The sequence below is a fragment of the Pseudoxanthomonas sp. UTMC 1351 genome (assembly GCF_040948865.1).
Lineage (GTDB): Bacteria > Pseudomonadota > Gammaproteobacteria > Xanthomonadales > Xanthomonadaceae > Pseudoxanthomonas_A.
Window position 1 is genome coordinate 1 of record NZ_JAVGJT010000009.1, and the last position, 13,347, is coordinate 13,347.

Below are 13,347 nucleotides of genomic sequence, written 5' to 3' on the forward strand. Positions count from 1 at the left end.
CCGCGCCGATGGTAGTGTGGCTTAAGCCATGCAAGAGTAGGTCATCGCCAGGGGCTTTACCCCAAACCCTCCATCTCGTAAGAGATGGGGGGTTTTTTATTGCCTTGGTTTGGCGAACAATCGAGCACTGGCCAGTATTGGGGATTACTGCAATGAAGCCGCAGCTGTTGATGATGTGTTTGATGTTCGCTCTTGCTGCGGTTCCGGCCGCAAATGCGGAGGAAAAAATCTCGGCAAGCGCCAGCGCCAGGCAACTGCACGACGAGATACTGGTTCTGGACACGCATCTCGACACGCCGGCCAATTTCTCCCGGCCCGGTTGGCGTATCGCCGACAGCCATGCACACGACGCGGACCTCGCTCAGGTCGATCTGCCCCGCATGAAAGCGGGTGGTCTGGATGGCGGCTTCTGGGTGATCTACACCGGGCAAGGGCCCCGCGATCCTGCCGGCAATCGCGAAGCGCGGGACCATGCGTTGGAACGACTGGTCGTCATCCACAAAATGCTGGCGGCCAATGCCGCCGACTTCCAACTCGCATTGACCGCCGACGATGCGGAGCGGATTGCAGCCGAAGGCAAGCGCGTAGTGTTTATCAGCATGGAGAATGCGTCGCCATTGGCGTCCGATCCCACATTGCTGAGTGCGTACCATCGCCTCGGACTGCGGATGCTGGGCATTAGCCATGTGCTGAACAACGACTTCGGTGACTCATCCACCGACGCGAAAGGCGCGGAGTGGGATGGTTTGAGTCCGAAGGGACGTGAACTGGTGAAAGAAGCGAACCGGCTGGGCATCGTGTTGGATGCTTCCCATGCCAGCGACAATGTGTTCGACCAGGTGCTGGAACTTTCTCAGGCTCCTATCGTCTTATCGCACACCAGTGCCGACGCCATATACGACCATCCCCGCAACATCGACGATGTCCGGATCCGCAAGTTGGCGGCCAAGGGAGGGGTGATCCACGTCAATGCCTACGGCGGCTACTTAATTGACGTACCTAGTATCCCCGCACGCGAGCGGGCGCTGTCTGCCTTGTCCGAGAAGTACGGGTCCGAGAGCCGTTTGAGCCCGGAGCAAATCCAGTCCTATTTGCAGGAACGGCAAGCAATAGACCGCCAATATCCCGTTCCACGAGCCACCTTGGACGACTACATGCGCCACCTTCTGCACATCCTGAAGGTCGCAGGCCCGGAACACGTGGGTATCGGTGCGGACTGGGATGGCGGTGGTGGCGTCACAGGTCTTGAGGATGTTTCGGCGCTACCGAAGATCACGGAACGACTACGGCAGGCCGGGTATACAGACCAGGACATCCGCAACATCTGGGGCGGCAACTTGCTAAGAGTGCTGCGCGCCGTCCAACGTCCGACAAATGGAGTAGGAAGTAAATAGCTAATAAAAACATAAACTTGGGGTAAACAAGATGGATAGTTGTTCCATCTGCAGGACGATGGGGAACTATTTCGCGGGTTAGCAGTCGAATCTCCCGACTGCTAATATGGTGCCTATGAACCAGACCTCCCCCGCCACCGCCTTGGTGGCCAACAACCTCCCAATTCCTAGTGCGCTCGGTTCGCTGGACGCCTACATCAGTGCCGTGCATCAGATACCGGTGCTGACGGTAGATGATGAGCAGGAACTGGCGCGTCGTTATCGCGAGAAAGAAGATCTGGATGCCGCGCGCGAACTGGTGCATTCGCATCTACGATTCGTGGTGCATGTTGCCCGCGGCTATAGCGGCTACGGCCTGCAGCTGGGCGACCTGATCCAGGAAGGCAACATCGGCCTGATGAAGGCGGTGAAGCGCTTTGACCCGGAAATCGGTGTGCGCCTGGTGAGCTTCGCGGTGCACTGGATCCGTGCGGAGATGCATGAATTCATCCTCAAGAATTGGCGCATCGTCAAAGTCGCTACCACCAAAGCGCAGCGCAAGCTGTTCTTCAATCTGCGCAAGTCCAAAACCCGGTTGGGATGGATGAATGCGGCGGAAGTCAGCGCGGTGGCCAAAGACCTCAACGTCTCCGAGCGCGAAGTGCTCGAGATGGAGTCGCGTCTGTCAGGCCGTGACATCGGCTTTGACGCTCCCGCGGATGAAGACGAAGACCACACTCCGCCATCGCCAGCTAGCTATCTGGTAGCGCACGACGAAGACCCGTCGCAAGCCTACGAACGTGCCGACAGCGCCGACAATCAGTTGGAGCTGCTGCGTGAAGGCCTCGCCGGTCTGGATCAGCGTTCGCGCGACATCATCAAGCGCCGCTGGCTGGATGCCGAGAGCAAAATTACGCTGCAGGAACTGGCTGACGAATATGGCGTGTCCGCGGAGCGTATCCGTCAGATCGAGGCCAATGCACTCAAGAAGATGAAGGCGCTGTTCGCCGCGTAGAACTGGCACGCGTAGAACTGGCAATTGGCAAAACATTAAAGCGGCTCCGGAAACGGAGCCGTTTTTCGTTCGCAAGATTCGGATATCGGCTGGGGCCAGGAAACAGCAGGATGTGCTCACCTTAAAACCAGGAGCACATCATGGCCTACCGCATAATTGGCTTGTCCCCGGAACCATTCAAAGATCTTTGGTCAATGGAAGACGACGCGCTTGCCGCACTGAACACGCGTCGTGTCGTGGCGGATAGCGATCGCGGCTTTCCGTGTCGAATTTCGTTGCAGGATGCCGGTGTTGGCGAAACCTTGCTGCTGCTTCCCCATCAGCACCATGATGTGGATGGTCCCTACCGCGCCAGCGGCCCGATCTTCATCAGACAACAAGCGACCACTGCCGTCAGCTTCCAGGATCGCATTCCGCCATTCTTCCTGCACCGCCTGCTTTCAGTGCGCGCTTATGATCGAAGCGGGTGGATGCACGCGGCTGAGGTGGTGGAAGGAACGGATATGGAAGCGAGCATCACCAGCTTCTTCGAACGCGACGAGATCGCCTACCTGCACATCCACAATGCGCGGCCAGGCTGCTATGCCTCCCGTGTAGATCGTGATTGATCGTCTTCGCCGGTTTTGCCTTGGTCACCCAGGATGATCCGGGCACCGCGCTGGTAACTCCAATATGCCCATGCCCAGTTGAGCAGGACCGCAATCCGATTACGGAAACCGATGAGAAAGAAGACGTGCGCCGCCAGCCAGAACCACCAAGCTAGCGCGCCCGAGAATTTCAGTCGTCCGAAATCCACCACCGCCGCCATGCGTCCAATGGTGGCGAGATTGCCGTAGTCCTTGTACCGGAATGGCGCTGTCGCGGTCCCGGCAAGACGTGCTTGGATAGTCCCCGCTACATGTCGCCCCATCTGCTTTGCGGCGGGCGCTACCCCGGGCACCGGCTTGCCGTCCGAGGTGACCGCCGCCAAGTCGCCGGCGACGAAGATATCGGGATGGCCGGGCACGCTGAGGTCCGGCTGCACCAGCACACGGCCCGCGCGATCCAGCGGCACTTTCAGTGATCTGGCTAATGGTGAAGCCGCCACACCGGCGGCCCATACAACGGTTTTCGCCGCTATCAGCTCGTCACCCAAGCGGTAGCCGTCTTCGTTGATGTCAGTGACCGGTACGCCGGTCGACACCTCGACCCCCAGCTTCGATAACTGCTGGCGCGCTTTCTCCGATAGCGATTCCGGAAACGACGCCAATACCCGAGGCCCGGCTTCGATCAGGCGGACTCGCGCTTCTGAAGGATCGATGTTACGGAATTCGTTCTTCAGTGTATGCCGCGCAATCTCCGCCAGCGTGCCGGCCAGTTCCACGCCAGTCGGGCCGCCACCGACGATAGCGAAGTTCAACCAAGCGGCACGTCGTGCAGGATCCATCTCCGCTTCCGCTCGTTCGAATGCCAGCAGCAGGTGGCGACGCAATTGCAGCGCGTCGTTCAATGTCTTCAAGCCTGGTGCGTGGCGTGCCCATTCGTCGTGGCCGAAGTAGGCGTGGGTGGCCCCTGTGGCGACCAGGAGATAGTCGAAGGCCAGCGCACTGCCATCGTCCAGCGTAACCCGCTTTTGCGATGGTTCTATCGTGCGCACTTCCGCCAACCGGACTTCTACGTTGGTCTGCTTGCGCAAGATGTGCCGCAACGGTGCGGCGATGTCGGGCGCCGACAAGCCGGCGGTCGCTACCTGATACAGGAGCGGCTGGAAAAGATGGTGGTTGTGGCGATCGACGAGCGTGATGCGTACCGATGAATTCGCCAATGCGCGAGTAGCCCAGAGGCCAGCGAAGCCGCCGCCGAGAACGACGACGTGGGGAACCGATGAGTGCGAGGAAGTCATAAGGATTCAATAGAGATCGATGGGATCGATGTCCAACGACCAGCGCGTCTTGCGCGCCTCAGGCAGGTCGTAGAAGGCAGGCATGGTGTGATCAAGCAGACGATGCAGCAGACGCCGGTCTGGAGCCGAAAGCAACAACTGCATGCGATGCATGCCGGCACGTTTTGGCATCGGCGCCGGCAACGGCCCATGCATTTCCAGTGTCGGGTCCTGGGTGCGCAATCGCTGTTTGGCAGCTTGCAGGAAATTCATTGCAGCGTCGCTCTGCTGCGCTTCTGCACGCAGCAGCGCCAGATGGGCGAATGGAGGAAAACCCGCCGCTTCGCGCTGCTGTAGCTCGGCTTCGGCAAAGGCGTGGTAGCCGCCATTGATCAGCGTGTTGAGCAGCGGATGATCCGGATGATGCGTCTGCAGCCAGACTTCACCCCGCTTCTCCGCACGGCCCGCGCGTCCAGCCACTTGGATCAGTTGTTGCGCCAGCTTTTCGCCGGCGCGGAAATCCGTCGAGAACAAGCCTTCGTCCACGCCCACCACGACGACCAGCGTCAAGTGCGGCAGATCGTGACCTTTGGCCAGGATCTGCGTGCCTACCAAAATGCCGGGCCGATCGCCGAGCGATGCCAGATGCTTGGCCAGCGCGTCGCGGCGCTGAGTCGTGGTGCGGTCGATGCGCAGTACAGGCACATCGACGAAGATCTCCGACAAGGTCTCCTCCAGCCGTTCGGTGCCGATGCCTTGGGGCTGCAATGCCAGGCCACCACAGTCGGGGCAGGCCGGAGGCGCTGCCTGGCGTGCGCCGCAGTGATGGCATTGCAGGCGTTTGCCGCCGGCATGCACGGTCATGGGCGAATCGCAGCGCTTGCACCGCGCGCTCCAGCCGCAATCGTGGCAGAGCAACACGGGCGCATATCCGCGGCGATTCTTGAACACCAGCACTTGGCCATCGGCGTCCACCGCTCGGCGGATCGCCTGGACCATCTCGGGCAACAAACCACCTTGTTGCGAACGCTTGCGGACGTCTAGCACTCTGACCGAAGGCGGCTTGGCATCGCCGGCGCGGTGCGACAGCCGCAGGTGTGCGTAACGGCCGCTGTGAGCGTTGTGCAGCGATTCCATCGACGGTGTGGCGCTGCCCAGCACCACGGGCACCGCCAAGGCCTTGCCGCGCACCAGTGCGAAGTCGCGGGCGTGGTAACGGATGCCATCCTGCTGTTTGTAGCTGCCGTCGTGTTCTTCGTCGACAATGATCAAGCCCGCTTCAGGCAGTGGCGTGAACACCGCCGACCGCGTGCCCACCACCACTCGCGCCTCCCCATGTGCGCAGGCAGCCCAGGTGCGCGCACGCTCGTTGTCGTTCAGCCCCGAATGCAGCGCGTGCACCGGTACGCCTAGTCGGGCACGGAACCGCGCCAAGGTCTGCGGAGTCAGGCCGATCTCCGGCACCAGCACCAGCGCTTGGCGGCCGCGCCGCAGGCAATCGGCAATGGCGTGCAGATAGACCTCGGTCTTGCCGCTGCCGGTAACGCCGTCCAACAACAGCGGTAAGAAGCCATCCGTTGCCAGGATGCTTTCGACCGCCGTGTGCTGCTCTTCGTTGAGCGTCGGACCCGCCTGGGGCTGGGGTATAGGCACGCTGGCGGGGACGGCTATGCGTTCGGCGTATCCACGCTTGAGCAGCGTGCGAGCGGCACCACCCCAGTCCTCCATCCGGAGGTCCAGAGCGTCCTCCCCCAGCGGCCCGGGTTGGATCAGTTCGGCCAGCCGGCGTGGGCGGCCTTGACGTAAGCGATCGGCATTGGCTGCCCCATCGTGAGTCAACCGCCATGCCCAGGCATGCGACTCCGGCACGGGTTCGCCCTGTCGCAGCGGTGCCGGTAGCGCAGTAGCGAAAACCTCTCCCAGCGGCGCATGGGTGTAGCGCGCCAGCCATTGCAATGAATCCAGCAACTCGCCGTGGAAAAGTGGCGCAGCATCGAGAATGGCCAACACGTGGCGGAGCTCGTGGTCGTGATCGCCGGGCGCGACTATCTCCGCTACCACGCCGGTCAGCTCGCGCGAACCGAATGGCACCCGTACCCGGCGTCCCACGTCCGCAGGAGAAACGGCATGACCGGGTGGTGGCAGATAGTCGAAACCCCGCGGCAAGGGCAACGGCAGGGCGATTCTGAGCAGGTCGTCTGAGGGCATTCGCCGCCAGTTTAGCGGCCCGGCTGCCCGGCCGTGAACGTCACTTCAGTTGCGTCGACAAGCTGTCAATTTATTGACGAAAATCACGCAAGTGCCGGTTATGAAAAGGGATTCGGATTTATCCACATCGTCTGTGGATAAATCTGTGTATGGCGGGCTGGCTCCACGCCGGAACGAGCCTGCTACAAGCCTCCTCTCCATCTTGGTGAAAAAAACGCCAAAGAGAGATTTACTATTTAAATCAATCACATAGATGTGAAACAAAGCTGAAATATGGTCCGCGCGCTTTCGCCCCGGTATCTCCGTGACGAATCTATGACCGCTGTGCACAACGCGTTTTGCCCGAAAGCCTTGCCCTGCCGTGGAGAGCAGATTTTGGCGGTCTGTCAAGCACCAGAACAGCACGGCGGCTAGCTATGATGCGACGGCAATGAACACGATCTACCGTCAATTTTCGCCATGAACGAGACCGGCGAGACGCCTGCGGCGCTGTCCGCCTTCCTGCGCGGAGTGGAGCGGCGAGCCGTTCTGTTCGCCCAGCTGCAGTCCGGGAATCCCGAGGTCGGCGACGTGGCGCTCCTGGCCGCCATGCGGGCATTCCGCAATCACGCCGCCAGCGCGCCGATGGCTGACTGGCCACGCCGTTTCTGGACGCTCCTGATCGCTTCGCCAGGACTACGCCAGAATGCCGCGGCGGCGAATTGGCCATTGGCACTCCAGCGTTTGGGCGTGCTGGATCCGCCCGTACGCGCCGCGCTACTGGCGCGGTTGGTCGCAGGCTTGGCGGAGGAAGATGCCATTGTCGTGCTTGGCCTGGATCAAGCTCGCTACCGGCAGGCGCTGACTTCGGCGTGTCCGCAAGATTCCGCAGGCCGGCCAGACCCGGAGGGATGGCGCCGGCTGGCGGAGGCCGCCCAGCAACAGCTGCGGGACCTGCCGCCGGATCGGTTGGCGCGCCTGGCAAGATTGCGTGAAAGCACCGTGGCCGGAACTTCCGTCCGGCCGCCACCGGCTGTCCCTGCGTCCTGGGCTCCCCCGCAACCGCGTGGAGCGCGCCGCTGGCGTTGGGCCTTACTGGTACTGGCGATCTGTGGGGGCGCCGTCGCCGCCACTTATCTCTGGCCGCAGATGTTCACCTGGCTCCCTGCACCGGCTGATCCCTCTGCAGGTGCGGAAGCCAATACGTTGAATGCGCCTTCCATTGCCATTGAAGCGTTGCCTACATCTCCACCCGCCGCTCGCTATGACGCCGCCTTCGCGCAGTTGTCGCACCCGGATTTCGACCTGTTGTCCGACCCGGAAGGAGAGGCCATCGCTCAGCAAGCCGACTTCTATGCCTGGTACGCAGCAGGCGGTTTGGCTGATGCCCCCACCGGCATGAGCGCGGATGGAAACACGCATCCGGAGTCCACCGATGCGGAGTTCTAGTGGGTTGCTACGGTTCGCGATCGCTTTGTCGTTGGTCGCGGCCGTCTTCGGCCTGCCGGCACTATCGTCCGATGCGCAGGATACGCTGCGGCAACGACGCTGGCGCTTGGACGCCTTATCGCCTCCACAGCGTGCCGCATTCGTGCAGCGGATGACCGTTTGGAACGCATTGCCGCGCGAGGAGCGCGAGGACCGACGTGCGCGCTACGCGGCGTGGCGGGAGCTGGATGAACTCCAACGGATGCGTGTGCACGCCGCAGCCGTAGAGATACATGCTTTGCCCGTCGAACAGCAGGCGGAGCTCCGCTCGCGTTTCGATGCCCTGGATGACATGCAACGCCGGGGTTGGCGGTTGGGACCCGTGCTGGGTGCGGACTATCCTCGCTTGCAGCCGTTGTTCGGTTTTGTGGCGGAAGCCGAACGAGATGCCACAATCTCGCTATTGCGGCAGTTGGACGCCGAACAGCGCGATGATCTGGCGGTGTTAGCGCAACGCATTCCGCCGCAAGAGCGGGCCGCTTTCCGGCAAGAACTCCTCGCCGTTCCGGCGGCGACACGCAGTACCTGGCTGCGTTCCCGCCGCGATAGGTAGTCATCTGGCATCTGCAGAATGCGCCGGCTGCCTTGAAGCGGTTGTGCGAATCCGCTCCATCTTCGGCACCGATGCTTAGCCGCTGGGCGGAGCAGAAATGAGCCTTCTCATCCGGCGGCGAAACTGGTCACGACAAGCAACGCACCGGCGAACACCACCATGGTGAAATAGAGGCTGCCAAGCACCAGGTACTTTGGAAGCGTGATCCACCAGCTTTGCTGATAGACACGCTTCTGCATCAGCAATAGATAAAGGGGCATCCACATCACGATCAGCGACACTGCCAAGCCTGCCGCCATGCCGGGCCAAGGTGCATATGGCGCGATCGCGTCGCTCAGACCGCTCAACGCGAAGGCGCTCATCAGCGCCAGGCAAAGCCAAGCATGGCTGTAGAGCGCCACGACGAGATGTTCCAGATAAAAACGGCCGCTTCCCAGGTAGCCCAGCTTCAGCAGCAGCGCAAACACCGGCACCAGCACGAACAGCGCCGAAGGCACCGCGCCGATGAAAGCTTCCTTGAACAGCTCGGGATCTTTCTGCATGCGTGGAAGGTTTTCCTGCGCACGAGCGAGTTTTCTGTTCAACCAGCGATTTGCCAGATCGGGTAACCAGGTAACGCGCACCGGATTATCGGTCGGATGCCAGTGCTTTCCACCGATGGAAAATAGCGACCCTTGATCCGGATCCGGCAGCGGCTGGCCTTCAGGTATCGGGTCCGGCTTCAGCAGCATGGGATGATCAGGCTGCAACTCCACGATGCGCTGCCGGGCACGTGCCTGGGTGGCGCGGATATTTTCCTCGATCTGCTGCCGCGGATGCGCAAGCACCGCGGGAAGCGTGGCGCGGGCGGCGAGCAGGCCGTCGATCGTTTTGTCACGCAGCGTGAGTACTTCTTCCGCCGTTTTCAGGTGCTGGAAATCCACGCTTCCGGCGTCTTTGTTGCCAGGCGCAGCCACCTGCCCGGGCGGCACGGGAATGGCCGGTAGATCAGCGCTGCCGTCCATACGGATCGCGTACTGCGCAACGAAGAAGGTGAGCACGCTGAGGATCACGAACAATCGTAATGGCGCGACATAGCGCACGCGGTGACCGGCAAGATAGGCATTGGCAAGGCGGCCTGGCGACAGCAGTTCGCGCAACGTCCGGAAGATGCGGCCATCCAAATGCCAGAACGATTCGAAGAACTCTTCCAGCGCATGGCCCGCATGGCGCAGCGGATTGTGGGCATTTTGTCCGCAGAGATGGCAGAAGCCGCCCTGCAGCGGTGTGCCGCAGTTCTCGCATGCGCTTGGGTGCGCATGTTCGGTGATCTGGTTCATAAGCGGTGAAGGGTCCCCTGGCGTAAGCGGTTAAGATACCGCTCTGCCGCGACCCGGTGCCAGCGCGCGACCGCGCGACCGCAGTTGCGCTGTTTCGGATCCCATGTCGTCCTCAAAATCCCCGTCCCCGCGGTTCGGCCACGAAGTGCGCGCCACCGCCACGCTCGCATTGCCGCTTGTGCTGGGCCATGTCTCCACCGGCCTGATCGGTTTCGTCGACAACGTCATCGCCGGTCACCACGGCACGCAGACGCTTGCCGCGGTCACTGTGGGTACGGCTTTGCTTTGGCTGCCGATGATGGTGCCTATCGGGACGCTGATTTCGCTGACCGCGTCGGTGTCGCAGTTGAATGGCGCGGGTCGCCGCGACGAAATCGGACCTTTGTTCCGGCAGGCGCTATGGCTGTCGCTAGGGCTGAGCGCACTGATGTTCGTCTTCCTGAGCGTTGTCCCTTATGGGTTGGCCAAATTCGGAATAGCGCCGGAAATCGTGCCCGGCGCCACCGCCTTCCTGCACGGTATCCGCTGGGGCGTTCCGGCGCTGACGCTGTATTTCTGCATGCGCTATCTGAGCGAAGGCATGCATTGGACGTTGCCCACGATGTTGCTTGGATTCGGCGGTTTGCTGGTGCTCGCGCCGCTGGGTTATGTGCTTGCTTTCGGCAAGTTCGGAATGCCGGAGATGGGTGCGGGAGGTCTGGGCGTCGCTTCGGCCATCATGATGTGGATGCAGGCGTGTGCATTCGCCATCTATCTGTGGAATGCGAAACGCTTCGCTCACCTGCAGCTGTTTCACCGTTTCGATCCGCCGCATTGGCAGCCGATCGGGCAACTGCTGAAGACAGGCCTGCCGATCGGCATCACGGTGCTGATGGAAGGCAGCCTGTTCATCGTCACCGCGTTGCTGATCGCACGGCTCGGGGCGACACCCGCGGCCGCTCATCAGATCGCCATCAATGTCGCGGCGTTGTGTTTCATGATTCCGATGGGCGTGGCGGAAGCCACGACGGTGCGGGTGGGGCATGCGGTAGGTGCGAAGGATCCGCACGGCATTCGCCTCGCGGCATACGCCGGCTACGTAATCGTGCTGGGCACGCAAACGCTCTCGGCGTTGGCGTTGTTGATCGGGCATGACGCGGTGGTGTCGCTATACACGCGGGATCTGGCGGTGGCGGGAATGGCGGGTACATTGTTGCTGTTCGCGGCGGCCTTCCAGTTTCCGGATGGCATCCAGGTGCTGTCCGCCGGCGCGCTACGTGGTTTGAAGGACACGCGGGTTCCCATGTGGCTGGCGGCATTTTCGTACTGGGGCCTGGGTATGCCGCTGGGCGCTGGTTTGGGCCTGGGATTGGGCTGGGGTCCGCCAGGCATGTGGCTGGGACTGATCTTGGGGTTGACCGCGGCGGCGGTGTTGATGAGCTGGCGCTTCCGCCGTAGCAGCCGCCGGTGGTCGGTGCAGGTTGCCGGACAGCCCCCGTCACATTGACGGTGCGTGACGGCATGGTGACTAACGGGGCATGAAAATCTGCGGCCATACGCGCTAAAGTGGCTTCAGCCATACGGAGTAGACCATGAACCAACCTGTCCGACGCGGACCCATCGCCACGTTTTTCGTGGGTTTGTGGGACGTGATGAATTTCACCCGCAAGCTGATCCTCAACTTGCTGTTCTTCGGGCTGTTGTTCCTGTTCCTGATCATCTTTGTGGTGGCAGTGGGCAGTGGCGGTGGAGTCAAGCCGCTGACCGAGCGCACGACGCTGGTGATCGCGCCGGAAGGCCGTTTGGTGGAGCAGTACACCGCCGATCCGGCGACGCGCGCGCTCGCCAAGGCCCTGGGCGACAAGAGTGGCGATGAAGTACAACTGCGCGATCTGTTGCGCGCACTGGAAGCGGCGCGCACGGACAAGAAGATCGAACGCGTGCTGTTGCGAGTGGATAAGCTGGAACCCAGCGGCTACGCATCGCTGCGCGATGTCGCGGCTGCGCTGGCAAAGTTCCGCCAGTCCGGCAAGCAGATCGTCGCCTTCGGCGAGAACATGAGCCAGGGTCAGTACTTGTTGGCCGCGCAAGCTAACGAAGTCTATATCGACCCGATGGGCGCGCTGATCCTGGAAGGCTTGGGACGTTACCGCCAGTACTACCGCCAGGGTCTGCAGGAAAAGCTGGGCGTGGATGTGCACGTGTTCAAAGTGGGCGAATACAAGTCCGCGGTCGAACCATTCGTGCTGGACGCGGCTTCGAAGGAAGCTAAGGAAGCCGATCTGTACTGGATGAGTGATGTCTGGCAGCGCTTCCTGGATGACATCGCCAAGGCGCGCAAAGTGACGGCAGCACAGCTGGCTGCCGGCATCGACACGATGCCCGAAGGCATCGCTGCCGCGGGCGGTGACCTGGCCAAGTTCGCCTTGCAGCAGAAGCTGGTGGACGGCCTGAAAACGCAGGAGCAAGTGGAAGACTTGCTGGCCGAGCGCGGCGTGGCGGATGAAGATGCCGACAGCGGATTCCGCGAAGTGGATTTGAACGGCTATCTGTTGCAACTGGATAGCAGGCGCCCGGCGCTGGGTCAACGCCCGCAAGTGGCGGTGGTGGTGGCCGAGGGCGAAATCACCGACGGCGATCAGCCAGCCGGCCGTGTCGGTGGCGAGTCCACTTCCGCGCTATTGCGCGAAGCGCGCGATGACGATGACGTGAAGGCGGTGGTGTTGCGCGTCGACTCGCCCGGCGGCGGTGTATTCGCCTCCGAACAGATCCGCCGCGAAGTAGCCGCGCTCAAGGCCGCAGGTAAACCGGTCGTGGTGTCGATGGGCGATCTGGCGGCATCCGGCGGTTACTGGATTTCGATGAACGCTGATCGGATCTATGCAGATCCCTCCACCATCACCGGCTCCATCGGCATCTTCGGCATGATTCCCACGGTGCCGCGCACGCTGGAAAAGATCGGCGTACGTACCGACGGCGTGGGAACCACCCGTTTCGCCGGTGCCTTCGACATCACACGCCCGCTGGATCCGGCGGTGGGTCGCGTGATCCAGTCGATCATCGACAAGGGCTACTCCGATTTCACCGGCAAGGTGGCGGATGCACGCAAGCGGTCCGTGGAAGAAATCGATGCCGTCGCCCGCGGCCGTGTGTGGAGTGGTGCACAGGCCAAGGAACGTGGCTTGGTCGACGAGCTGGGTGGCTTGGAAGCCGCGCTGACCGACGCAGCCAAGCGCGCCAAGCTGGGTGAGCCCGACAAGTACCGCGTGCGCTATATCGAAAAAGAAGCTTCGCCGTTCTCGCAGTTCATGAGCGGATTGGCTGGCAGCCACATCGGTGCCGCCATGCTGAAGGATTCCGATCTTGCCCGCAGTCTGCTTGCCCGCAGCCTGCCTGAAATGGAAGCGCATCTGCGCTTTGTCGACGAAGCCGTCCACGACCGCAACGGTGCGCCGGTGAAAGCGCTGGCGTATTGCTTCTGCGGTTATTGATGCATCACGCGGCTTCCTTCCCGGTCGGAAGGAAGCCGTACGCCACGATTTTTCTTATCTCTCGATGCTCGCCACTCGCTG

Annotated in this window: 10 protein-coding genes; 7 read left to right on the plus strand and 3 right to left on the minus strand. The window is 61.8% G+C overall.

Features of this window, described 5'->3' with window-relative positions; genetic code table 11:
- Positions 1-170: 170 nt before the first annotated feature.
- From AB6O04_RS07300 to AB6O04_RS07310, 3 genes are all read left to right on the plus strand, one after another.
- Positions 171-1,394 carry a dipeptidase gene (locus tag AB6O04_RS07300; protein ID WP_368563419.1) on the plus strand — a complete coding sequence of 408 codons (1,224 nt, stop codon included), beginning with the start codon at positions 171-173 and terminating at the stop codon, positions 1,392-1,394.
- A 115-nt stretch (positions 1,395-1,509) separates the two neighbouring features.
- Positions 1,510-2,388: an RNA polymerase sigma factor RpoH gene (gene rpoH / locus AB6O04_RS07305; RefSeq protein ID WP_368563179.1), complete on the plus strand. Its 879-nt coding sequence runs from the start codon at positions 1,510-1,512 to the stop codon at positions 2,386-2,388.
- 140 nt (positions 2,389-2,528) lie between these two features.
- Positions 2,529-2,996, plus strand: coding sequence for a DUF1203 domain-containing protein (locus tag AB6O04_RS07310; RefSeq protein ID WP_368563180.1), 468 nt, complete (start codon positions 2,529-2,531; stop codon positions 2,994-2,996).
- Here AB6O04_RS07310 and AB6O04_RS07315 read toward each other — a convergent pair.
- Together AB6O04_RS07315 and AB6O04_RS07320 are read right to left on the minus strand one after the other, a co-directional pair.
- On the minus strand, positions 2,969-4,270 hold the full coding sequence (locus AB6O04_RS07315) for an NAD(P)/FAD-dependent oxidoreductase (protein WP_368563181.1): 1,302 nt from the start codon (positions 4,268-4,270) through the stop codon (positions 2,969-2,971). The two genes, AB6O04_RS07310 and AB6O04_RS07315, sit on opposite strands and share 28 nt — an antisense overlap.
- Before the next feature lie 6 nt (positions 4,271-4,276).
- The gene (locus AB6O04_RS07320) at positions 4,277-6,457 is read right to left on the minus strand and encodes a primosomal protein N' (protein WP_368563183.1); all 2,181 of its coding nucleotides are present in this window, start codon (positions 6,455-6,457) and stop codon (positions 4,277-4,279) included.
- Between the two features lie 459 nt (positions 6,458-6,916).
- Between AB6O04_RS07320 and AB6O04_RS07325 the strand changes: the two genes are divergently transcribed.
- Positions 6,917-7,885 carry a hypothetical protein gene (locus AB6O04_RS07325; protein ID WP_368563185.1) on the plus strand — a complete coding sequence of 323 codons (969 nt, stop codon included), beginning with the start codon at positions 6,917-6,919 and terminating at the stop codon, positions 7,883-7,885.
- On the plus strand, positions 7,872-8,477 hold the full coding sequence (locus AB6O04_RS07330; protein ID WP_368563186.1) for a DUF3106 domain-containing protein: 606 nt from the start codon (positions 7,872-7,874) through the stop codon (positions 8,475-8,477). The genes AB6O04_RS07325 and AB6O04_RS07330 overlap by 14 nt, the downstream gene beginning before the upstream one ends.
- Positions 8,478-8,584: 107 nt before the next feature.
- Here the strand turns inward: AB6O04_RS07330 and AB6O04_RS07335 are convergent, their stop codons facing one another.
- A complete protein-coding gene (locus AB6O04_RS07335) occupies positions 8,585-9,796 on the minus strand; it encodes a DUF3667 domain-containing protein (RefSeq protein WP_368563187.1) in 1,212 nt (403 codons plus the stop codon).
- 103 nt (positions 9,797-9,899) lie between these two features.
- Between AB6O04_RS07335 and AB6O04_RS07340 the strand changes: the two genes are divergently transcribed.
- Both AB6O04_RS07340 and sppA read left to right on the plus strand, forming a co-directional pair.
- Positions 9,900-11,282 carry an MATE family efflux transporter gene (locus AB6O04_RS07340; protein WP_368563188.1) on the plus strand — a complete coding sequence of 461 codons (1,383 nt, stop codon included), beginning with the start codon at positions 9,900-9,902 and terminating at the stop codon, positions 11,280-11,282.
- Positions 11,283-11,367: 85 nt separating this feature from the next.
- Complete coding sequence (gene sppA / locus AB6O04_RS07345; protein ID WP_368563189.1) at positions 11,368-13,266, plus strand: signal peptide peptidase SppA; 1,899 nt, start codon at positions 11,368-11,370, stop codon at positions 13,264-13,266.
- The last annotated feature ends 81 nt before the right edge of the window (positions 13,267-13,347 follow it).

Bases quoted from the DNA above. Each gene is read 5' to 3' on its own strand.
- AB6O04_RS07340 (WP_368563188.1), top strand. From the start codon at position 9,900: ATGTCGTCCTCAAAATCCCCGTCCCCGCGGTTCGGCCACGAAGTGCGC.
- AB6O04_RS07320 (WP_368563183.1), bottom strand. From the start codon at position 6,457: ATGCCCTCAGACGACCTGCTCAGAATCGCCCTGCCGTTGCCCTTGCCG.
- rpoH (WP_368563179.1), top strand. From the start codon at position 1,510: ATGAACCAGACCTCCCCCGCCACCGCCTTGGTGGCCAACAACCTCCCA.
- AB6O04_RS07300 (WP_368563419.1), top strand. From the start codon at position 171: ATGATGTGTTTGATGTTCGCTCTTGCTGCGGTTCCGGCCGCAAATGCG.
- AB6O04_RS07335 (WP_368563187.1), bottom strand. From the start codon at position 9,796: ATGAACCAGATCACCGAACATGCGCACCCAAGCGCATGCGAGAACTGC.
- AB6O04_RS07330 (WP_368563186.1), top strand. From the start codon at position 7,872: ATGCGGAGTTCTAGTGGGTTGCTACGGTTCGCGATCGCTTTGTCGTTG.
- AB6O04_RS07325 (WP_368563185.1), top strand. From the start codon at position 6,917: ATGAACGAGACCGGCGAGACGCCTGCGGCGCTGTCCGCCTTCCTGCGC.
- AB6O04_RS07310 (WP_368563180.1), top strand. From the start codon at position 2,529: ATGGCCTACCGCATAATTGGCTTGTCCCCGGAACCATTCAAAGATCTT.
- AB6O04_RS07315 (WP_368563181.1), bottom strand. From the start codon at position 4,270: ATGACTTCCTCGCACTCATCGGTTCCCCACGTCGTCGTTCTCGGCGGC.
- sppA (WP_368563189.1), top strand. From the start codon at position 11,368: ATGAACCAACCTGTCCGACGCGGACCCATCGCCACGTTTTTCGTGGGT.